Below are 20,253 nucleotides of genomic sequence, written 5' to 3' on the forward strand. Positions count from 1 at the left end.
GATTCGGGCGCGACAATCGCCCGATGACGCCGCGCCATGCCCTCCTTCAGATCGACCCCGACGAGGTCGAGATGAGCGCCATCCGCGCACAGGGAGCGGGCGGCCAGAACGTGAACAAGGTGTCGAGTGCGGTGCACCTGCGCTACGACATCCTGGCTAGCTCCCTGCCGCCGGACGTGAAGGAGCGCCTGCTGGCATTGCGCGACAGTCGCATCACCCAGGAGGGCGTTCTGGTGCTCAAGGCGCAGCAGCATCGCACGCAGGAAATGAACCGCAGCGATGCGCTGGCGCGGCTGCAGGCGCTGGTCGACAGCGTCGCGACCCCGCCGCGCGTGCGTCGGGCTACCAAGCCGACCTATGGCTCCAAGCAGCGGCGCCTCGAAGGCAAGAGCCAGCGCTCCGAGACCAAGAGCCTGCGCGGTCGCGTCAGGGACTGAGAGGCGGCATCAGGCAGCTGGTGCCGGCTGCGGGCTGCAGAAGATGCACGATGGTGCCGGCGCGGCCGGCATGCTGGTCTCGTGGTTGCAGCAGTGCTCCAGCCAGCCGCCGACCAGCCGGTACACCGACAGGTTGGTGCGGGTGGTGGGCGCACACAGGTAGTAGCCCAGCGGGCTCTCGAAGCGCCGGCCCAGTGGCTCCACCAGTGTTCCGGCCTGGATCTCGTCTTCCACCAGGCAGGTTGGCACGATGCCCACGCCGAAGCCGGATACGGCGGCGCGGATGATGAGCGAGTACAGGTTGAAGCCGGGGCCGAAGCGGCTGCCGCTGGTGTCGCAGCCGTTGGCCTCCATCCAGTCCTGCCAGGCCAGCGGCACCTCGATGTGCTGCAGCAGTGTGGCGCGCTGCAGGTCGTCGGTCGTGCGCAGGGGCAAGGCATCGCGCAACTGGGCGCTGCAGACAATGCTGGTTTCCTTGCCGACCAGATAGCGCGCATTGGCACTCGGCCAGTTGCCGTAGCCGTACTGGATGGCGGCATCGAATTCGTGCGACACCGCGAAGTCGTGCGCGTGCTGGTAGCGCACGAAGTTCAGCGACACCTGCGGCAGGGTGCGCTTGAAGTGGCCGAGCCGCGGAAAGAGCCATTGCGCTGCAAAGGTCGGCGGCACCGACATGTTGAGCGTGCCGCCGTCGCCACCGTGGGACATCAGCTGTGCAGTGGCCGATTCGAGCGCGGCCATGGCCGGCCGCGTGGCGTTCAGGTAGGTCGCGCCCGCATCGGTCAGCTCCAGCCCCGACGGCTTGCGGACAAACAGCTTCTGGCCCAGATAGTCCTCCAGCCCCGCGATGTGGCGGCTGATGGCGCTCTGCGTCACGCACAGCTCCTTGGCGGCCATGGTGAAGGCCTGGTGCTTGGCGGCCGAATGGAAGGCGTTCAGTTCCGAGATGGTCGGGCACAGGCGGCGCATGCGGGGGTATGAGTGGTAGTCATGGACGGGTGAGATTTTAGGCGTTGCGGTCAAGGCGGGCTGGCCCGATAAATGCACCCTCTGGCATTGAATTGCGCATGGCGCGGTGCAACCGTGCCATGAGTAATGTTGAAGTCCCTTGACGAAACCCTGAATCTTTCATGACCGCTTTGTTGATTGAAAACAGCCGTGTGCTGGATGTGCATGCGCTGAACTTGCGCAGTGGCCTGTCGGTCCTGGTGCAGGACGGCCGCATTGCCGCTGTCGGCGCCGACGTGCAGGCCCCCGCCGGCGCCACGGTGATCGATGCCAAGGGCATGACACTGATGCCCGGACTGATCGATTGCCACGTGCACACGGTGGCCTCGTCGTTCAATCTGGGCACGGTCGCCAAGATGCCCAACGTGTTCGTGATGCTGCGCTCGCTGCCCATCATGAAAGGCATGCTGGAGCGTGGCTTCACCTCGGTGCGCGATGCGGGCGGTGCCGACTGGTCGCTGGCCGAAGCGGTGCGTACCGGGTTGGTACCAGGCCCGCGCATCTTTCCGTCGGGCAAGGCGCTGTCGCAGACCGGCGGCCATGCCGACTTCCGCCAGCGCAACGACGACCTGGACGTGTGTTCGTGCGCCTACAAGCTGGGCAATATCGGTCGTGTGGTCGATGGCGTCGATGCCTGCCGCATCGCTGTGCGCGAGGAAATTCTCAAGGGCGCGACACAGATCAAGGTGATGGCTTCGGGCGGCGTGGCGTCCCCCAACGACCCGATCGGCAACCTCGGCTACTCCGAAGCCGAGCTGCGCGCCGTCGTCGAGGAGGCGTCCAACGCCAACACCTACGTGATGGCCCACGCGTACACGCCGCGCGCCATCGCCCGCGCCGTGCGCTGTGGCGTGCGCACCATCGAGCACGGCAACCTGGTCGACGCCCCCACGGCCGAACTGATGGCCGAGCTGGGCGCTTTCATGGTGCCCACGCTCATCACCTACGAAGGTCTGGCCAACGAGGGCGAGCGCTACGGGCTGCCGGCCGCGTCGATCGCCAAGATCGACTCCGTGCGCGGGCAAGGCCGTGCCGCCATCGAAATCCTCGCCAAGGCTGGCGTCAAGATGGGCCTGGGCAGCGACCTGCTGGCCGAGACGCATTACCTGCAGGCCGACGAACTGCAACTGCGCGCCGACGTGCTGGGCAATGGCCCGGTGCTGCAGCAGGCCACCCTGATCGGCGCCGAGATCCTCGGCCAACAAGGCCAGCTCGGCGAAGTGACGGCCGGCGCCATGGCCGACCTGTTGCTGGTCGACGGCAATCCGCTGACCGACATCGGCTGCCTGCTGAACCAGGGCGAGCGCATCCGCGCGATCGTCAAGGACGGCGCGATCTTCAAGAACACCCTCTGACTCCCCCTTTTTTTTGTCCTCCGGAAGACAACCATGCAACGTAGAAACTTCGTCAAGCTCGGCGGCGCCGCTGCCGCACTGCAATGCCTGCCCACCATCGGCTTCAGCCAGCAGGGCGACGTGTTCCGCATCGGCTCGCTCACGCCCATCACCGGCGCAGGCAGCCCCTACGGCCCCGGCATGCAGCAGGCCATCCGCTTGGCCGTGGACGAGATCAATGCCGCGGGCGGTGCCGGCGGCCGCAAGCTGGAACTCTTCACCGAAGACGACCAGACCAAGCCCGACGCCGCCGTGCTTGCCGCCAAGAAGCTGATCGAAGTGAACAAGGTGCAGGCGCTGCTGGGCACCTGGGCCTCGGGCGTGACGCTGGCGGTGATGCCGCTGACCGACGCGGCCGGCATCATCGAGATGAACGTCTCGGGCGCGCCGGCCATTTCCACGCTCGACACCAAGGACCTGGTGTGGCGCTTCCAGGCCACCAACGACCGCTTCGGCGCAGCCTTTGCCGAGATCTGCACCAAGCGCGGTTTCAAGCGGCCCGCCACGATGGCGTTCAACAATGCCTCCGGACTTGGCAACGTCGAGGGCTTCACGCGCGCCTGGACCCAGCGTGGTGGCAAGGTGGTCGAGCACGTCACTTACGAGCCGGCCCGCCCGAGCTACCGCAGCGAGCTGCAGAAGATCCTCGCGGCCAAGCCCGACGTGATCGTGATGGGTTCGTATCTGCCCGACACGACCATTCTGCTGCGCGAGTGGTTCCAGGCCGGTGGCGACAACAAGTGGATCATCCCCGGCTGGGCGGCCAACCCCGATCTCGTGAAGGCGCTGGGCGCAGAGGTGTGCGAAGGCATCATCTCGGTGGACACCGTGTCCAATGAAAAGAGCGCTTCGTACGCGCACTTCGACGCGGCCTTCACCAAGGCCAGCGGCAAGGCCGCATCGACCAACATCTACGCCGCGATGGCCTACGACATGGTGATCGCGCTGGGCCTGGCGATGGAAGCCGCCGGTCCGCGCGCCACGGTCGAGCAGATCAACGCCAGGATCCGCGACGTCTCCAACGCACCTGGCACGGCCGTGTTCACCTTCGCCGAAGGCAAGGCGCAGCTGGCCAAGAAGGCCAAGGTGAACTACGAAGGTGCCTCGAGCAAGTTGGACTTCGACAAGGCGGGCGATGCGACGCCCGACTTCGGTGTGTACGTCATCGAAAAGGGCCAGTTGGTGCGCCGCGACGTCGTGTCGATCACGATGTGATGATGCAATGAGCTGGATCGACTTCGCCAACCTGCTGATCAACGGCCTGATCGAAGGCCTTGTGGTGGCGCTGCCCGCCCTGGCCATGACCCTGGTGATGGGCGTCAACCGCTTTCCCAATGCGGCCGCGGGTGACTTCATGACCACCGGGGCCTATGCCGCTGTCGCCGTGCAGATGCTGGGCGGCTGGCCCCTGTGGGCCGCCGCGCTGGCCAGCATGGCAGCCACCGCCGTGGTGTCCGCCGGTTCGTATGCGCTGATCTTCCGCAAGCTTGCCGGACGGCCGATGGTGTCGTCGATGCTCGCGGCCATCGGCCTGGGCTTCCTGCTGCGCAGCCTGATCTCGTTCTTTGCCGGGCACGACCAGCGCACCTTCGACCTGCCGCTGATGCGCGCCTGGAACTTCGGCGGCGTCCGCGTGCTGCCGACGGACCTCGTCATCGCGGGCATTGCTGCGGCCTGCCTGCTGGTGGTGTTCGTGCTGATCTACCGCACCAGCTTCGGCCGTCAGTTGCGCGCCGTGGCCGACAGTGCCGATCTGGCGCGTGCCAGCGGCATCCGCGCCAACGGCCTGATGCTCAGCCTGTGGCTGTTGGTGGGTGCACTCTCGGCCGTGGGCGGCGTACTGCTGGGCATGAAGTCCATCGTCAGCCCCGAGATGGGCTGGGAGAGCCTGATTCCTGCCTTCGCCGCCATGGTGCTGGGCGGCATTGGCAGCCCGGTGGGCGCGGTGCTGGGCGCGCTGCTGCTGTGCGTGGCGCAGGAACTGTCGGTGCCGCTCCTGGGACCGTCGTACAAGCTGGTACTGTCGTTCGTCGTGCTCGCGCTGGTGCTGCTGCTGCGACCAGCCGGCGTCATGGGCCGAGTGCAGCTGGTGCGCTGAGCAAGGAGACCAAACCATGATTGCTTACCTCTGTGCCATTGGCATCATCGCGCTCATCTACTGCCTGCTGGCGCTGGGCCTGAACCTGCAGTTCGGCCTCACGCGGCTGGTGAACTTCGGCGTCGTGGCCTTCTTTGCCGTCGGCGCCTACACCTCGGGCCTGCTGTCTTTGCAGGGCGTGCCGTTGCCGCTGAGCTTCCTGGCGGCGGGCGTGCTGTCGGGCCTGCTCGCGTTGCCGATCGGCCTGCTGTCGCTGCGCCTGCGCGACGATTACCTGGCCATCGTCACGCTGGGCTTCTCCGAGGCCGTGCGCATCTCGATCCAGCAGGAGAGTTGGCTCACGCACGGCGTGCAAGGCCTGCCCGGACTGCCCAAGCTGTTTGCTTCCTGGGGTGGCGCGGCGTCCGACATGGCGATTTTCGCCACGCTGCTGGTGCTGGTCGCGCTGGTGTCGTGGGGCACGGTGCGCCTCGCGCGCAGCCCCTTCGGGCGGCTGCTCAAGGCCATCGGCGACGACGAGGCGGCGCTGTCCGCACTGGGCAAGGACCCCGCCTGGTTCAAGGTGCAGGTGTTCATGCTGGGCGCGGCGCTGGCAGGCTTGGCGGGCGCGTTCTACGCCCACTTCATCACCTTCATCACGCCCGAGCAGTTCATCCCGCTCATCACCTTCTACGTGTGGATGGGCCTGGTGATGGGGGGTGCGGGCACGGTGCGCGGTGCTGTGTTCGGCTCGCTGCTGCTGATGGTGTTCCTGGAGGGCTCGCGCTTCGCCAAGGACTGGGTGCCGGGCGTGTCCGAAGTGGGCATGGCCAGCCTGCGCCTGGCGGCGGTGGGGCTGGCGCTGATCCTGGTCACGCTCTACCGACCGAATGGCCTCTTCGGAGGCAAGGCGAAATGATGCTCAAGGTAGAAGCCGTGACACGGCAATTCGGCGGGTTCAAGGCGGTCGATGGCGTCTCGCTGCAATTGGCCAGGAACGAGATTCTGGGCATCGCCGGCACCAATGGCGCAGGCAAGAGCACGTTGTTCGCCGCCATCGCCGGCCAACAGCCGGCCGATGCGGGGCGCATCATGTTCGACGGGCAGGACATCACGCGCACGCCGCCGTACCGGCGCGCCCGCATGGGCCTCGTGCGCACCTTCCAGATTCCGCGTGAGTTCAAGAGTCTCACGGTGCACGAGAACCTGCTCGCCGCCGCGGCCAACCCGCAGGGCGAGCGCCTGGTCAACGCTTTTTTCCAGACGCGTGGCCTGCGTGCGCATGAGGCACAACTGGCCGACAAGGCCGATGGCATTCTGCAGTTCCTCAACCTCGCGCGGGTGCGGGACGTGAAAGCCGGCGGGCTGTCGGGCGGGCAGAAAAAGCTGGTCGAACTGGGCCGTGTGCTCATGCTCGACCCGCGCTGCATCCTGCTGGACGAGCCCTTCGCTGGTGTCAACCCGGTGCTGATCGAAGAGATTTGCGACCGCGTGCGTGAACTGCATGCGCGCGGCATTGCCTTCGTGGTGATCGAGCACCATCTGCAGGCGCTGAAGGCGTTGTCGAACCGGTTGATCGTGATGGACCGCGGACGCGTCCTCGCCGAGGGCGACCCACGCACCGTGCTGGACGACCCGCGGGTGCAAGAGGCTTACATGGGAGGCGTCGTATGAGCGCGGTGGTCAACCTGCTGCAGATCGCGCAACTGCGCGGCGGCTACTCGGACGTCGACATCATCCACGGCATCGACCTGGCCGTCGCGCCGGGCGAGATCGTCACCATCGCCGGCACCAACGGTGCCGGCAAGTCGACGGTGGTGAAGGCGCTGCTGGGCCTGCTGCCGCGGGTGTCGGGCACGGTCCTGCTGAACGGGCGCGACATCACCCGACTGTCGGCCGAGGACCGCTTCGACGCGGGCCTGGCCTACGTGCCGCAGGTGGCCAACGTGTTCCCGTCGCTGACCGTGCGCGAGAACCTGCTCGTGGTGCGTGGCGTGCCGAACGTCAGGCGCCGCATGGACGAGGTGCTGGTCGATTTCCCCGCGCTGGTGGAACGCCTGCCGCAGTCGGCCGGCGACCTGTCGGGTGGCGAGCGTCAGCAACTGGCCTTCGCCCGCGCGCTGATGCCGTCACCACGCATCATGGTGCTCGACGAGCCCACGGCCGCACTCGCTCCCTCACTGGTGGGCAAGGTCTTCGACATGGTGCGCAAGCTGCCCGCCTCGGGCGTGGCCGTGCTCATGGTCGAGCAGCGCGCGCGCCAGGCGCTGCAGATCAGCCATCAGGGCTACATCCTCGACCAGGGGCGCTGCGTGCTGCAGGGGCAGGCGCAGGCGTTGCTGGGCGACGAACGGATGGCGCAGTTGTATCTCGGGAACCACTGAGCGGCGCCATGGCGGGGGCGGTCAGCCCAGGTGTTCGGAAACGAAATCCAGGAAGGACGTGATTCGCGCCGACAGTTGCGTGTTGCGGTAGTACACCGCGTGGATCGGCTGGCGAAGGTCGGCCGTGTCGCGTGCCAGCACCTGCACCAGATCGCCGCGGGCGCGGTCGGCGGCGGTCATGAAGTCAGCCAGGCACACCAGGCCCACGCCGGCCAGCGCGAGCTGGCGCAAGGTCTCGCCGCTCGATGCGGTCAGCATCGGCGCGATGGGCCAGTCCTCGCCATGCGCGCCGCGCAAGGGCCAACGGTTGAGCGCTTCGGGCTGGGTGAAGCCGAGCAGCATGTGGTTGGCGAGGTCCGCCACGCGCTTGGGCCGGCCTTGCGCCTGAAGGTAAGCCGGGCTCGCGAGCACGCGCAGCCGGTGGCTTCCCAGCGGGCGGGCATGCAGCGTCGAGTCGCGCAGCGCGCCGATGCGGATGGCGATGTCGGTACGGCGTTCGAGCAGGTCGATGTTCAGGTCGTCGGTGTCGAGCTCGAGGTTGATCTGCGGAAAGCGTCGCCTGAATTCCGGCACCAACGGCACGACGACATGGAGCATGAATGGAGAAGCGGCGTTCACGCGCAAGCGCCCGGCGGGCTGTTGGCGGCGTGCCGCCATCTGCTCTTCGGCGTCGTCGATGGCGTCCAGGATGCTGCGGGCGCGCACCAAGAAGGCCTGGCCTTCCTCGGTGAGCGCAAGGCGCCGTGTGGTGCGGTGCATGAGCGTGGTGTCGAGCTTCTGTTCGAGCCGGCTGAGCGCGCGGCTGATGCCCGAAACCGTCTGTGAAAGCTGCTCTGCCGCCGCGGTGATCGACCCGGCGTCCACCACGGCGCGAAAGGCGGAAAGTTCTTCGATCGTGGTCTTCATTGTTGACTCCAGATCAATTGACTTTGCGAGCTTAAGGGGTTTTTCTGCAAAGGTAAAAAGCCGAGACTTCGGTTCTTTCCCGAACCACCGGAGCTTCCATGCCCATTGCTCTTCTCGCGCTGACTCTCAGCGCCTTCGCCATCGGCACGACCGAGTTCGTGATCGTCGGCCTGTTGCCGACCGTGGCGGCCGACCTCGGCATCAGCCTGCCCTCGGCCGGCCTGCTGGTCAGCCTGTACGCGCTCGGCGTCGCCGTCGGCGCGCCGGTGCTGACCGCCCTGACCGGCAGGGTGCCGCGCAAGGCGCTGCTGCTCGGCCTGATGGCGCTCTTCACCGCCGGCAACCTGCTGGCCTGGCAGGCGCCCAGCTACGAGACGCTGGTCGCGGCGCGCGTCCTCACCGGCCTGGCGCACGGCGTGTTCTTCTCGATCGGCTCGACCATCGCCACCGGCCTGGTGCCCAAGGAAAAGGCGGCGAGCGCCATCGCGGTCATGTTCACCGGGCTCACGGTGGCGCTGGTCACCGGCGTGCCGCTGGGCACCTTCATCGGCCAGCATTTCGGCTGGCGCGAGACCTTCCTCGCCGTCTCGGCGCTGGGCGTGATCGCCTTCATCGGCAGCTGGATCTTCGTGCCGAAGAACATCCGCCACAGCGCGCCGGCCTCGCTGGTGCAGCAGGCCAGGGTGCTGGCCGAGCCGCGCCTCCTGCTGGTCTACGCCAAGACGGCCATCGGCTACGGCGGCTCGTTCATTCCCTTCACCTTTCTCGCCTCGATCCTCACCGACGTGTCGGGCTTCAGCGCCGGTGCGGTCGGCTGGGTGATGCTGGTGTATGGTGTGTCGGTTGCGGTGGGCAACATCTGGGGTGGCAAACTGGCCGACCGACTCGGACCGATCCCGGCATTGAAGATCATCTTTGCGCTGCTGGCCACCGTGCTGCTGGTCTTGCAGTTCACCGCGCCGCACAAGTGGCTGGCGCTGGCCACCGTGCTGGCGTGGGGCGCGGTCGCCTTCGGCAACGTGCCGGGCCTGCAGGTGTACGTGGTCAAGCAGGCGGAGCGCTTCACGCCGCAGGCGGTCGACGTGGCCTCGGGCCTGAACATCGCGGCCTTCAACCTCGGCATCGCCGGCGCGGCCTGGGCCGGTGGGTTGATCGTCACGCACCTTGGGCTGATGCACACGCCGTGGATCGGCGCACTGGTGGTGCTCGTTTCGCTGGCCCTCACGCAATGGAGCGGAAAGCTCGACCAACGCAACGAAAAGTTTGTCGCACACCCCCAAGCTTCGTTTCACTCCGCCCACCCCCCTGCGGGGGGCAACGCCAGCGGCCCGGCAAAGCCGGTTCCGCGGCATTCCACGAACTGATTTACAAGGAGAGTTTCCATGAACACGAACACCATCCCCGCCTTCGGCCTCGGCACGTTCCGCCTGAAGGACCAGGTCGTCATCGACTCGGTCAAGACGGGCCTCGAACTCGGTTACCGCCTCGTCGACACGGCGCAGATCTACGGTAACGAGGCTGAGGTCGGCCAGGCGATCGCCGAAAGCGGCGTGCCGCGCGACGACATCTTCATCACCACCAAGATCTGGACCGCGAACTACGCCGAGGACAAGCTGGTGCCCAGCCTGAAGGACAGTCTTCAGAAGCTGCGCACCGACCACGTCGACCTGACGCTGATCCACTGGCCGTCACCGAACAACGCGGTGCCGGTCGCCGAGTTCATGGGCGCCTTGATGCAAGCCAAGGCGCAGGGCCTGACCAGGCGCATCGGCATCTCCAACTTCAACATCGCGCTGATGAAAGAGGCCATTGAGGCCGTGGGCGCCGAGCACATTGCAACGAACCAGATCGAGCTGTCGCCCTTCCTTCAGAACCGCAAGGTGGTTGATTTCGCGAAGAGCCAGGGCATCCACATCACCTCGTACATGACGCTGGCCTACGGCAAGGCGCTGAAGGACCCGGTGATCGAGGCCATGGCCTCGGCCCGAAACGCAACGCCTGCGCAGGTGGTGCTGGCCTGGGCCATGCAGCTCGGCTACGCGGTGATCCCCTCATCGACGAAGCGCGAGAACCTGGCGAGCAACCTGCTGGCGCAGCAACTTCAGCTCAGCGATGCCGACATGGCACAGATCGCACGGATGGACCGCGGCGAGCGCCTCACCAGCCCCGAGGGCCTGGCGCCGGCCTGGGACTGATGAAAAAGCAGGACGCGCAAGACGGCTTGCGTGTCACTTCCCGCTGGTGGCCTGCAACGCCGCCAGCGTTTCCGCATCGGTACGGTAAGCGAAGAACATCGGGCCGGGCGTCAGCAGGCCGGCACGCTCGAGCACCTGCTGCGCGGGCAGCTTGAGCCCCGACAGGTGCAGGCGCACGCCTTGCGATTCGAGCAACCGGCGGATGCTGCCAAAAACCTCCGCGCCCGTGATGTCCACGCGGTTGATCGGATGGGCGAAAAGACACACGTCGGTGAGTCCTGGCCGTTCGGCCAGCGCGACGGTGATGGCGCGCTCCAGCGTGCTGCCCGAGGCGAAGTCGAGTTCGGCATCCATGCGCAGCGCGTAGAGATGGGGCGCCAGCGGCGGCAGGTGCCACAGGTGCCGGTCGCGCAGGCTGCCGTCGGCATGCAGGCCGACCTCGATGATGCGCGGGTGCAGGTGCCGGTACATGTAGTGCGCCAGCGCCGCCAGCAGGCCGCCGAGCACCCCCCAGTAGATCGACGGCGCCGTGGCGATGGTCAGCGCAAAGGTGCCCAGCGCGATGGCCGCCTCGATGCGCGAGATGCGCCAGAGCGCGACAAAGGCCGAAGGCCGCATCAACCCGAGCGTGGCGGTGACCACGACCGAGGCCAGCACCGCCTGCGGCACATGGAACAGCAGCGGCATCGCCCAAAGCAGCGCCGCCGCAACCACCGCCACGCTGAAGAGCGTCGACCACTGCGTCTTGGCCCCGGCATAGAGCGTGATGGCGGAGCGCGAGAACGACGAACTGGTGGGGAACGACCCTGTGAGGCCCGAGGCGATCTTGCCCAGGCCCTGGCCGATCAGATCCTGGTTCTCGTTCCAGAGCTTGCCCGCACGTGCGTTGTCGACCTTGGCGCTCGACGCCGTTTCCAGAAAGCTCACCAGCGTGATGAGGAACGCCGGCAGCAGCAGGGCGCCGACCTGGTCGAGCGTGAGGCCGCCTGGCAAGTAGAAGGCGGGCAGGCCGGACGGCAGCTTGCCGATGACGGCCCCGCCTTCGAGCGCGTAGCCGATGGCCGCGCTCACCGCTGCCGCCACGGCCACCAGCACCATCGTGGTCGGAACACGTGGCACGAAGCGCTTGCCCAGCCACAGCATCGCCATGCCGCCCAGGCCGAATGCAACAGCAATGAGATCGGGCGGTGGACCCCGCAACAACTGGGCGTAGCTGCGTCCGGTGAAGCCGAGCAGCGCGGGCAGTTGGGACAGGGTGATCAGCACGGCCGCCCCCTGCGTGAAACCCATCAGCACTGGCGAATTGACCAGGCGCAGCAGCCAGCCGAAGCGCGCAGCGCCGAGCACGAACTGCATCGCCCCGGAAAACAGCGTGAGCCACACGGCGAGCGCGACCCATTCCTGGCTGCCCCTGATCGCCAACGGCGACAGCGAGGCTCCCACCAGCAAGCTCGTGAGTGCGGTCGGCCCGACCGACAGGCGTGCCGACGAACTGAAGAGCACGGCGATCAGCGCCGGAAACAGCGCCGCATAGACCCCGGTGACCAGTGGCATGCCTGCCAGCGCCGCGTAGGCGACACCTTGCGGGATCACCATCAGGGCCACGGTGATGCCGGCTGACGCCTCGTTCAAGAGCAGTGCGCGGTCGGGGCGCGGCCAGGCGAGGAAAGGGAGCCAGCGCTGGAGTTGCGCACGTGTCAACGTCATGGAGAAGGCGGTGGCCGCAACGGGAATTCGAGGGGGTCGATCATACGGAAGCACCGTGACACGCTGCAGTCTCAGCGCGTTTTCTTGTGCTGGAAGGCGGTCGGCGACTGACCGGTCGCGGCCTTGAACATGGCACAGAAGGCGCTGTCGGTCGCATAGCCGCTGGCGTTGGCGACCTGGCTCACAGGCATGCCGCGTGCGAGCAGTGGCAGCGCATGCGCAAGGATCGCCTGCTGGCGCCAGGCCTGCCAGCTCATGCCCAGTTGGCTGCGGAACATGCGCGCCACGGTGCGTTCGCTCGCGCCGATGGCGGCCGCGCGCTCGGCCAGCGTGGCGCTGGCAGCCGGGTGGCGCAACAGGGTTTCGCAGAGCTGGCGCAGCCGCTTGTCGGCGGGCAACGGCACGTCGATGCGGATCTGTGTGGCGCGTTCCAGTTCGTCGACCAGCAGGGGCGCGATCCAGCGTTCGCGCTGTGCGGCATGCGGGTCACCGCCGGGCTGATGGTCGGGCGTGGTGTCCAGCGCCAGCATCAATGCCCGCAGCAAGGGGCTGATCTCCAGCACCTCGCACTTGTCCCAGGCGGGCGACACCCAACTGTGGAGGTAGATCGTGCGCAGTTCCGCATCTTCGATCAACGTGATGCTGTGCGGCATGTCGGCGGGCACCCACAGCGCACGCGACGGCGGCACGATGTAGCTGCCGTCCTGGGTCGACAGGCGGATCACCCCGCGCGTCGAAAAAGTCAGCTGCGGCCACGGATGCTGGTGCAGGGCCACGAAGGTGTCGGCCTGCAGGAAATGCTCCTTGGCCCGCAGCGGGCGCATGGCGTCCGGCGCGTAGAAGTGCGGGGTGAGGGGGCCGACGATATGGGCCGGACCGTCCGTCGAATCAAGCTTTGGCATGGTTTCGATAAATGTTGTCCATGTATCGCCATTCTGCCGTGGCTATCGCCTCTACGATCGAAGCGCCCCTGTGTTTTTTCAGTCACCGTTTCATCGCCGATCGCCCATGTCCTCCTCTACATCCTCTCCCGCCGGCAGCGGCCCCACCTTGCGCGCCGACGCGCAGCTCATCGGCCTGGTCGGCCTCGCTCATGCGGTCAGCCACTTCAGCCAGTTGATCCTGGCGCCCTTGTTCCCTTGGCTCAAGGACGCGTTCAATGTGAGCTACGTGGAGCTCGGCGCGGTGCTCACCGTCTTTTTCGTCGTCTCGTGCCTGGTGCAGGCCGCCTCCGGTTTCATCGTCGACAAGATGGGTCCCAGGCCCGTGCTCTTCGTCGGCTTGGGCATGCTGGGCATCGCCGCTTTCGGGTACGCGAGCGCGCAGAGCTACTGGATGCTGCTGGTGAGCGCGGTGTTCGGCGGCATCGGCAACGGCGTGTTCCATCCGGTCGACTACACGCTGTTCAACCGCAAGGTCGCGCCGACCCGGCTCGGCCATGCGTACAGCGTGCACGGGATCACCGGCAGCCTGGGTTGGGCGCTGGCGCCGGCCTTCGTCGTGCCGTTGGCGATGGCCTATTCGTGGCGCGTGGCACTGGCCGCCGCTGGGGTGCTGGCCATTGCCGTGCTCCTGGTGCTGTGGGTGTACCGCGGCGTGCTGGCGCTCGACGTGAAGGCGGTGCAGAAAGCCACCGGCCAGGGCACGGCCGTGTCGGGCAGCGAGTTCGGCTTCCTGCGCATACCGGCGGTCTGGATGTGCTTTGCGTTCTTCTTCTTCTACGCGATGGTCATCAGTGTGGTGCAGACCTTCGCGCCGGTGGCCGCTGGTCACCTGCACGCGGTACCGGTCGCGCTGGTGGCGGTGTGCCTCACGGTGTACATGGTGGCCAGCGCGGGCGGCATGGTGCTGGGTGGCTTTCTGGCGGCCGACCCGTCGCGCTGCGAACGCATCGTGGGCGTGGGTTTCGGCATCGGTGCCGCACTCGCATTGACGCTGGCCTTCGCCGACTTCGCGCCGGTGCTGGTGCCGGTGATGTTCGGTGCGATGGGTTTTGCGTCGGGTATTGCGGGGCCGTCGCGCGACCTGCTTGTGAAGCGGTCGACGCCTGCCAACGCTACGGGCCGCGTCTACGGCGTGGTGTATGCGGGTCTCGACATCGGCCAGGCCACGGCACCGCTGGTGTTCGGCGGGCTGATGGACAGCGGTCAGTACCGCAGCGTGATCATCGGCCTGGCGATCGTGCAGAGCGTGCTGATCATCAGTGCGTTCAATGTGCGGCGCGTGCGCCGCGAGTCGCTGATGCCGGCGGCTTCCGTGTCGGCTTGAAGCGCCTGGAGCCGCCCCGCCGAAGGAGCGGCGCTCAACGGGCCGAGAGGAAAGCGGCCATGCGCTGCAGCTCGTCGTCGCGCGCGGCATTGAAGGCAGGGCTGCTCGGTGGGACGTCGGCATAGCCGAAGTGTGGCTGCAGCTGGCCGCCGACCGAGGTCACGTTGGCCCATCCGATCACATGCTCGTGCCACAGCAGGGGCAGCGCGTAGTGCCCGAACTGGCGCTGCGGCGCGGGCGTGTAGGCTTCGAATTTGTAGGTCCACCCCCAGAGCAGCGCAAAGCGTCGGCGGTCCCATACCAGGGGGTCGAAGGGCGCGAGCAGCCGCACCGAGTCGTCGGCCACATGCCGGCGCGACCGCGGGTTCTCGTCGGCGGGCCAGTACCAGGTGGTGCCGTCGATGCGGCAGCTGGCCAGCGCTTGGCCGCGCGCCTGGCGCAAGGCCGCCTGCAGTTGCAACTGCAGGTGCGGCGCGCCGTAGCTCAGCAGCCGCACGAGGTACGTGAGGCTGGCCGCCGGCAGCGGCGCGTACTTGCGTACGACCAGATCGATCAACGCGGCCGCGCGGCGTGCGCGGTCGGCATCGCTGTCTTGCGCGGGCGGATGCGTCACGGCCTCGTAGACGCGCGTGCCGCTGTCGCGCCGCACCACGCGCAGCAGGCCGCGGTAGTGCAGGCCGTCGAGCAGATGGGTGCTGGCGTTGCTGGAGCCACCCCAATAGTTCGTCGTCGTGCCATGCGCGAAATGCAGTTCGACCTGGCGCGGATGCACCGGTCCGCGCGCCTTCACGAAGTCGAGCACGTCCTGTGCCTTGCGCTGCAGCGCGGCGTCCCAGGGCCGGCGTTCGCCACGCGGATGCATGAGTGCCAGGTGCGCACGCGGAAGGAAGCCGTAGTTGACGAGGCAGTCCTCCTCGATGTCCAGCCTGGCATAGCGGCGTTCGAGATCGCCCGCACGGTAGTCCTTGACGCGATGGCGCAGCGTCAGGTCCTGCGCGCGTGCGGGCGCACGGATCGGATCGGCCTGCACGAAGCCCAGGCGCTCGATGGCGCGCTGCAGCGTTGTCGGTTTGAAGAGCGTGCGCGCGATCGCATAGCGTCGCAACTGATCGAGGGTCGGATCGGCCATGCGCCGCATTGCAGCACAGATCGCTGGCCGGGGCTCGTCCTCAGACGCACTGGCGATGTCGTGCGATGCAGGTGTCGAGCACCTCGCCGCCATCGCGCTGCCACCAGTCGAGCACCGAGAAGATCTCGACCTCGCTGAAACCATCGAAGCCTGCCGCCTCGACCCAGCCTCGGATCTTCTTGAGCTCAACGACGCCGTCGCCCATCATCCCGCGGTCTGACAGCAGGTCTCGCGTCGGCGTGAGCCAGTCGCACACGTGGTAGGCCAGCAGGCGCTCCTTCCCGGCGCGTGCGATCTGCTGCTGCAGCTTCGGGTCCCACCACACGTGGTAGATGTCGAGCGCGACGCCGAGCATGCCGGTGTTGCCAGGATCAAGCTCGTCGCAGACGTCGAGTGCATGCTCGAGCGTGTTGATACAGGCGCGGTCGGCCGCCTGCATCGGGTGCAGCGGCTCGATGGCCAGCGGCATGCCGACCTCGCGTGCATAGTCCAGCGACGCCGCGATGCCATCGCGCACCTCGCTGCGAGCGCGGGCGATGTCGGTGTAGACGGCCTTGCCGTCGAGGGCGCCGGGGAGGGCGCCGACCACGAGCACCAGGCAGGGCGCATTCAGGGTCTTGGCCTCGTCGATGGCGCGGCGGTTGTCGTCGAGTGCGGCCTTCAGCCCGACCGCGTCGGGCGCGGGGAAGAAGCCGCCGCGGCAGTAGCCCGACAGGCCGATGCCATGCGCCTTCAGCTGCCTGGCCACCTTGTCGAGCCCGACCGCCGCGACTTGGTCGCGCCAGGGGCTGATCGCGCGGATGCCACGTTCGGCGCACTGATCGATGATGCGGTCGAGCGGCACCTCGGTGCCATGCTGCTTGCGCACGGTCGCGGTGTTGATGGACAGCCAGTCGTGGTTCTGGGAGAAGTCGCGCATCGGAGTCTCAGTGTGTGTCGGTGGGGGTGGGTGGGGTCCGCTCGCGGCGCAGCTGGCGCAGGATGGCGGCGTTGTCGAGTTCGCCATCGCCCGCGGCCACGGCGGCGCGCATCAGCGCGGCATGGGTTTCGGACAGTGGCAGCCGCTGCCCCGTGCGTTGGCCATGGCCGAGCATCAGGTCGACGTCCTTCAGGTGCTGGCGGATGCGCGATTGCGGCGTGAAGTCTTCGTTCACCATCATTGCGCCCTTGGCCAGCGCAGCGTCGGAACGCGCTGGCGTCGCCAACACGAGTTCGAGAAAACGCGCCGGCGCGATGCCCATCGATTCGGCGAACACCATGCCCTCGGCCAGCGCCGCGCGGTTGAGGCCGAGCACCAGGTTGGTCGCAAGCTTCGCGCGCGCACCGGCACCGGCGCCGCCGACGTGGACGCGCTTCGACGAGAGCACCGACAGCCAAGGCGCGAGGGCCTCGATCGCGTCGCCGTTGCCGCCGAGCAGCAGCGTGGCGTCACCTGCTGCGATCTGGCGGCTTGAACCCGACAGCGGCGCTTCGACGAGGTCGATGTGGCGCGCGCCCAGCCGCTGCGCCAGGGCTTCGAGCGCCTCGGGAATGCCGGTCGAGCAATCAATGACCGCGCGTAGCGCGCCGCCCGAGGCCAGGCCGTCCGGACCTTCGATGGCTTCGATGGCGCCCGCTGTGTCGAACACTGCGAGCACGACCACCGGGCAGACCGCGCCGACTTCGCGTGGCGATGCGGCGACGCGCAGGCCTTGCGCGTGCAACGCGTCCCGTGCGTCCGCGCGCATGTCGAAGCCGACGACCTCGAAGCCGGCCTGCGTCAGGCGCTGTGCGAGCGCGGTGCCGACCAGGCCGAGACCGATCAGGCCGACCGGCAGCGAGCGATCGAACGCACGTCGAGAGGGAGAAGACGATGTCACAGCGAGGCTCCGCCGCAGATTTGAATCTCCTGTCCGGTGATCGCCGCCGCGTCGGCCGACAACAGATAGGCCACCAGCGCGGCGATCTCCTGCGGCTGGATCAGGCGTCCCATCGGCGGGACGCGCGGCGCGGCCGTCTTGCGCGCCGGATCATCGAGCATCGCAGTTGCCGTGGCGGCCGGCGAAACGACGTTCACGGTCACGCCATCGGCGACGACCTCGGCCGCCCAACTGCGCGCCAGTGCCACGAGCGCGGCCTTTGTTGCCGCGTACTGGCTGCGCCCGGCCATGCCGCGCGCGACGCGGCTGCCGACCACGACGACACGGCCATGGCTGGCTTTCTGCATGCACGGCATGAGCACATCGGCAATGCGCGTCAGCGCATCGACGTGCAACTGCCACATCCGCTGGCCGGCACCGGCGTCGAGCGCGCCGAGCGTGCCCACGCGCAGCACGCCGGCAGCATGCACCAGCGCGTCGACGGCGCCTCCATCGATGGCGGCGAGGCTGGCTTCGGCCGTGGCCGCGCCGTCGCAAAGATCGACAGCGACGGCCGTGAAGGCGGCGTGCGCGAGCGTCGCCGGCGCCAGGTCGAAGCCTGTGACGTGCCAGCCGTCGTCGAGCAGCCGTCTGGCGATGGCAAGGCCGATGCCCGAGCTGCTTCCGGTGACGACGGCGCGCCGCCGGTCATTCGACACGGATGTTGCCCTCCGTGATGATCTTCTGCGATGCTGCCATGTCGCCATGTTGGAACTTGGCGAAGTCCTCGACCGAACCGGGTGTCAGCAGCAGGCCCTGCGGCGTCAACTTCTCGCGCATGTCCGCGCTGGCCAACGCCTTGTTCACCTCGGCGTTGAGCCGCTGCGTGATGTCCGCCGGTAGCTTGGCCGGGCCCCACAGGCCGTACCAGCTGTAGAACTCGTAGCCCTCAATGGTCTCGCCCACCGTGGGCACGTCGGGTAGGCTGGTCGCACGCGCCTTCGAGGTCACGGCGATCACGCGCAGCATCCCGCTCTTGTGGTACTGAAGCGAGCCGAGGATGGGGTCGATGAAGCCGTCGATCTGCCCGCCGATCAGGTCCTGGAACGCAGGCGCGGTGCCCTTGTACGGAACGATCAGGTAATCGAGATTGCCTGCGCGTTTGAGCAGTTCGGTCGACAGGTGGCCGGCCGAGCCGATCGAGCCGACCGCGAAGGTCATCTTGCCGGGGTTGGAGTTGGCATAGGCGACCAGCGACTTCACATCGGTGATCGGCAGGTTCTTGTTGATCGCCACCGACAGCGGCGCCTTGGCGACCAGCGCCACCGGCGTGAAGTTGGCGACTACGCTGTAGGGCACCGACTTCATCGTCATCGGTGCCGTCACGAAGGTCGATGCGTTGAACAGCAGCGTGTACCCATCGGCCGGTGCCTTGGCCACGTTGTCCGCGCCGATGGTGCCGTTGCCGCCGGGCCGGTTGTCAACGACAAAGGTCTGGCCCGTCTGTTCGCCGAGCTTCTGCGCGAGCAGGCGGCCCACGGTGTCGAGCGTGCCGCCGGGCGGGAAGGGAATGACCACGCGCACCGGCTTGTTGGGCCACGCTTGCGCGCAGGCGCCCGCCGTGGCGAGGCCGAACAGGATCGGCGCGAGCGCCTTCAGAAGGATTCGCTTGTTCATGTGTTGTCTCCGTTGTATTTCTTGAACTCGCTTGATCCGTCAGCTGTCCACGCCGTGCAGGGCCAGCAGCGTCTTCATGCGCTGCACCGCCAGCTCCGGCTTCTCCAGCACGCTGGCCGCATCCGCCAGGCGGAACAGCTCGGCGAAATGCTGCAAAGAGCGCGTGCTCTGCTGGCCGCCGACCATCGTGAAGTGCCGCTGGTGGCCGTTGAGCCATGCCATGAACACGACGCCGGTCTTGTAGAAGCGCGTGGGCGCCGCGAAGATGTGGCGCGACAGCGGCACGGTCGGGCCGAGGATGGCGTGGAACTTGTCGACGTTGCCCTGCGCAAGCTCGCCGAGCGCCGAGCTCGCGGCCGGCGCGATGGCGTCGAAGATGCCGAGCAGCGCATCGCTCTGGCCATGCATCGGCTCGGTGCCGAAGCCGTCGCCCGCGATCAGCTCCGCGTAGTTGAAGTCGTCGCCCGTGTACATCCGCACGCCCGAGGGCAGGCGGCGGCGCATGGCGATCTCCTTGTCCTTGTCGAGGAGGGAGATCTTGATGCCGTCGACCTTGTCCGGATGGGCCGCGATGATGCCGACCGCCGTGTCCATGGACGCGTCGACATCCGACGTTCCCCAATATCCCGCGAGCGCCGGGTCGAACATCTCGCCCAGCCAGTGCAGCACGACCGGCTGCCTGGCCTGCGACAGGATGCGGTCGTATACGCGCTCGTAGTCGGCCGGGCTCTTCGCGACGCGGGCCAGCGCGCGGCTGGCCATCACGATCAGCTTGCCGCCGAGCTTTTCGATGGCGGCCATCTGTTCCTCGTAGCCGCGGATCACATCATCGACGCTCTTCACGTCGTCGAGGTTCAGATGGTCGGTGCCGCAGCCCGAGGCGACCAGCGCGCTCGGTACATCCTTCGCGGCGTCGAGCGATCGGCGGATCAGTTCCAGCGAGGTCGGCCAGTCCAGGCCCATGCCGCGCTGCGCGGTGTCCATCGCCTCCGCGACGCCCAGGCCGAGCGACCAGAGGTGCTGGCGGTAGGCGATGGTGGTGTCCCAGTCGACGGCGGCCTGCAGCCACGGATCGGCCACGGCGACCGGGTCGGCCACGACGTGCGCGGCGGAGTAGGCGATGCGGTTGAACGTGACGCCAGGCGCCGGCTTCGCGGGCACGCTGCCCTTCAACGTGTACGGTGCGAGGGATCGGTTCGCGGTCGGCAGGGTGAGGGTCAGTGCCATGGTGCT

At 67.5% G+C, this 20,253-nt stretch carries 19 protein-coding genes and 1 pseudogene; 10 read left to right on the forward strand and 10 right to left on the reverse strand.

Features of this window, described 5'->3' with window-relative positions:
* Positions 1-23: 23 nt before the first annotated feature.
* Complete coding sequence (arfB, locus tag J2W36_RS11180) at positions 24-437, forward strand: alternative ribosome rescue aminoacyl-tRNA hydrolase ArfB (RefSeq protein ID WP_307689800.1); 414 nt, start codon at positions 24-26, stop codon at positions 435-437.
* 9 nt (positions 438-446) lie between these two features.
* Here the strand turns inward: arfB and J2W36_RS11185 are convergent, their stop codons facing one another.
* Positions 447-1,406 carry a LysR substrate-binding domain-containing protein gene (locus tag J2W36_RS11185; RefSeq protein ID WP_307689801.1) on the reverse strand — a complete coding sequence of 320 codons (960 nt, stop codon included), beginning with the start codon at positions 1,404-1,406 and terminating at the stop codon, positions 447-449.
* A gap of 161 nt (positions 1,407-1,567) precedes the next feature.
* Between J2W36_RS11185 and J2W36_RS11190 the strand changes: the two genes are divergently transcribed.
* Genes J2W36_RS11190 through J2W36_RS11215 form a run of 6 tightly spaced genes read left to right on the forward strand, consistent with a single transcriptional unit; the run spans position 1,568 to position 7,300 of the window.
* Positions 1,568-2,800 (forward strand): metal-dependent hydrolase family protein, encoded by a 1,233-nt coding sequence (locus J2W36_RS11190; protein WP_307689802.1) that lies wholly within the window; start codon positions 1,568-1,570, stop codon positions 2,798-2,800.
* Positions 2,801-2,833: 33 nt separating this feature from the next.
* Positions 2,834-4,054, forward strand: coding sequence for an ABC transporter substrate-binding protein (locus J2W36_RS11195; protein WP_307689803.1), 1,221 nt, complete (start codon positions 2,834-2,836; stop codon positions 4,052-4,054).
* Positions 4,055-4,061: 7 nt separating this feature from the next.
* Positions 4,062-4,937: a branched-chain amino acid ABC transporter permease gene (locus J2W36_RS11200; protein ID WP_307689804.1), complete on the forward strand. Its 876-nt coding sequence runs from the start codon at positions 4,062-4,064 to the stop codon at positions 4,935-4,937.
* Between the two features lie 16 nt (positions 4,938-4,953).
* Positions 4,954-5,835 (forward strand): branched-chain amino acid ABC transporter permease, encoded by an 882-nt coding sequence (locus J2W36_RS11205; RefSeq protein WP_307689805.1) that lies wholly within the window; start codon positions 4,954-4,956, stop codon positions 5,833-5,835.
* A complete protein-coding gene (locus J2W36_RS11210; protein WP_307689806.1) occupies positions 5,832-6,590 on the forward strand; it encodes an ABC transporter ATP-binding protein in 759 nt (252 codons plus the stop codon). The genes J2W36_RS11205 and J2W36_RS11210 overlap by 4 nt, the downstream gene beginning before the upstream one ends.
* A complete protein-coding gene (locus J2W36_RS11215; RefSeq protein ID WP_307689807.1) occupies positions 6,587-7,300 on the forward strand; it encodes an ABC transporter ATP-binding protein in 714 nt (237 codons plus the stop codon). Before J2W36_RS11210 ends, J2W36_RS11215 begins: the two co-directional genes overlap by 4 nt.
* 21 nt (positions 7,301-7,321) lie before the next feature.
* Here the strand turns inward: J2W36_RS11215 and J2W36_RS11220 are convergent, their stop codons facing one another.
* Positions 7,322-8,206 carry a LysR family transcriptional regulator gene (locus tag J2W36_RS11220; protein ID WP_307689808.1) on the reverse strand — a complete coding sequence of 295 codons (885 nt, stop codon included), beginning with the start codon at positions 8,204-8,206 and terminating at the stop codon, positions 7,322-7,324.
* Positions 8,207-8,304: 98 nt separating this feature from the next.
* Here J2W36_RS11220 and J2W36_RS11225 point away from each other — a divergent pair.
* Both J2W36_RS11225 and dkgB read left to right on the forward strand, forming a co-directional pair.
* Positions 8,305-9,459: pseudogene (locus tag J2W36_RS11225) on the forward strand (MFS transporter); the annotation flags it as partial.
* A 129-nt stretch (positions 9,460-9,588) separates the two neighbouring features.
* The gene (gene dkgB / locus J2W36_RS11230; protein WP_307689809.1) at positions 9,589-10,401 is read left to right on the forward strand and encodes a 2,5-didehydrogluconate reductase DkgB; all 813 of its coding nucleotides are present in this window, start codon (positions 9,589-9,591) and stop codon (positions 10,399-10,401) included.
* Between the two features lie 33 nt (positions 10,402-10,434).
* Here the strand turns inward: dkgB and J2W36_RS11235 are convergent, their stop codons facing one another.
* Entirely contained in the window at positions 10,435-12,108 is a 1,674-nt protein-coding gene (locus J2W36_RS11235) for a SulP family inorganic anion transporter (protein ID WP_307689810.1), read from the reverse strand.
* A gap of 71 nt (positions 12,109-12,179) precedes the next feature.
* Complete coding sequence (locus tag J2W36_RS11240) at positions 12,180-13,010, reverse strand: AraC family transcriptional regulator (RefSeq protein ID WP_307689811.1); 831 nt, start codon at positions 13,008-13,010, stop codon at positions 12,180-12,182.
* 106 nt (positions 13,011-13,116) lie between these two features.
* Here J2W36_RS11240 and J2W36_RS11245 point away from each other — a divergent pair, with 106 nt between their 5' ends.
* Positions 13,117-14,376, forward strand: coding sequence for an MFS transporter (locus J2W36_RS11245; RefSeq protein WP_307689812.1), 1,260 nt, complete (start codon positions 13,117-13,119; stop codon positions 14,374-14,376).
* A gap of 34 nt (positions 14,377-14,410) precedes the next feature.
* Here the strand turns inward: J2W36_RS11245 and J2W36_RS11250 are convergent, their stop codons facing one another.
* From J2W36_RS11250 to J2W36_RS11275, 6 genes are read right to left on the reverse strand one after another with little or no spacing between them, the layout of a single operon-like run.
* Complete coding sequence (locus tag J2W36_RS11250; RefSeq protein ID WP_307689813.1) at positions 14,411-15,505, reverse strand: DNA glycosylase AlkZ-like family protein; 1,095 nt, start codon at positions 15,503-15,505, stop codon at positions 14,411-14,413.
* Between the two features lie 40 nt (positions 15,506-15,545).
* Positions 15,546-16,424, reverse strand: coding sequence for a sugar phosphate isomerase/epimerase family protein (locus J2W36_RS11255; RefSeq protein ID WP_307689814.1), 879 nt, complete (start codon positions 16,422-16,424; stop codon positions 15,546-15,548).
* Between the two features lie 7 nt (positions 16,425-16,431).
* Positions 16,432-17,364, reverse strand: a complete 933-nt coding sequence (locus J2W36_RS11260; RefSeq protein WP_307689815.1) for an NAD(P)-dependent oxidoreductase — start codon at positions 17,362-17,364, stop codon at positions 16,432-16,434.
* A complete protein-coding gene (locus J2W36_RS11265) occupies positions 17,361-18,062 on the reverse strand; it encodes an SDR family NAD(P)-dependent oxidoreductase (RefSeq protein WP_307689816.1) in 702 nt (233 codons plus the stop codon). The genes J2W36_RS11260 and J2W36_RS11265 overlap by 4 nt, the downstream gene beginning before the upstream one ends.
* Positions 18,052-19,020: a Bug family tripartite tricarboxylate transporter substrate binding protein gene (locus J2W36_RS11270; protein WP_307689817.1), complete on the reverse strand. Its 969-nt coding sequence runs from the start codon at positions 19,018-19,020 to the stop codon at positions 18,052-18,054. The genes J2W36_RS11265 and J2W36_RS11270 overlap by 11 nt, the downstream gene beginning before the upstream one ends.
* A 39-nt stretch (positions 19,021-19,059) precedes the next feature.
* Complete coding sequence (locus J2W36_RS11275; protein WP_307689818.1) at positions 19,060-20,247, reverse strand: dihydrodipicolinate synthase family protein; 1,188 nt, start codon at positions 20,245-20,247, stop codon at positions 19,060-19,062.
* Between the last annotated feature and the right edge of the window lie 6 nt (positions 20,248-20,253).

It is taken from the genome of Variovorax ginsengisoli (genome assembly GCF_030811835.1).
In the GTDB taxonomy this organism is placed as follows: domain Bacteria; phylum Pseudomonadota; class Gammaproteobacteria; order Burkholderiales; family Burkholderiaceae_C; genus Variovorax; species Variovorax ginsengisoli_C.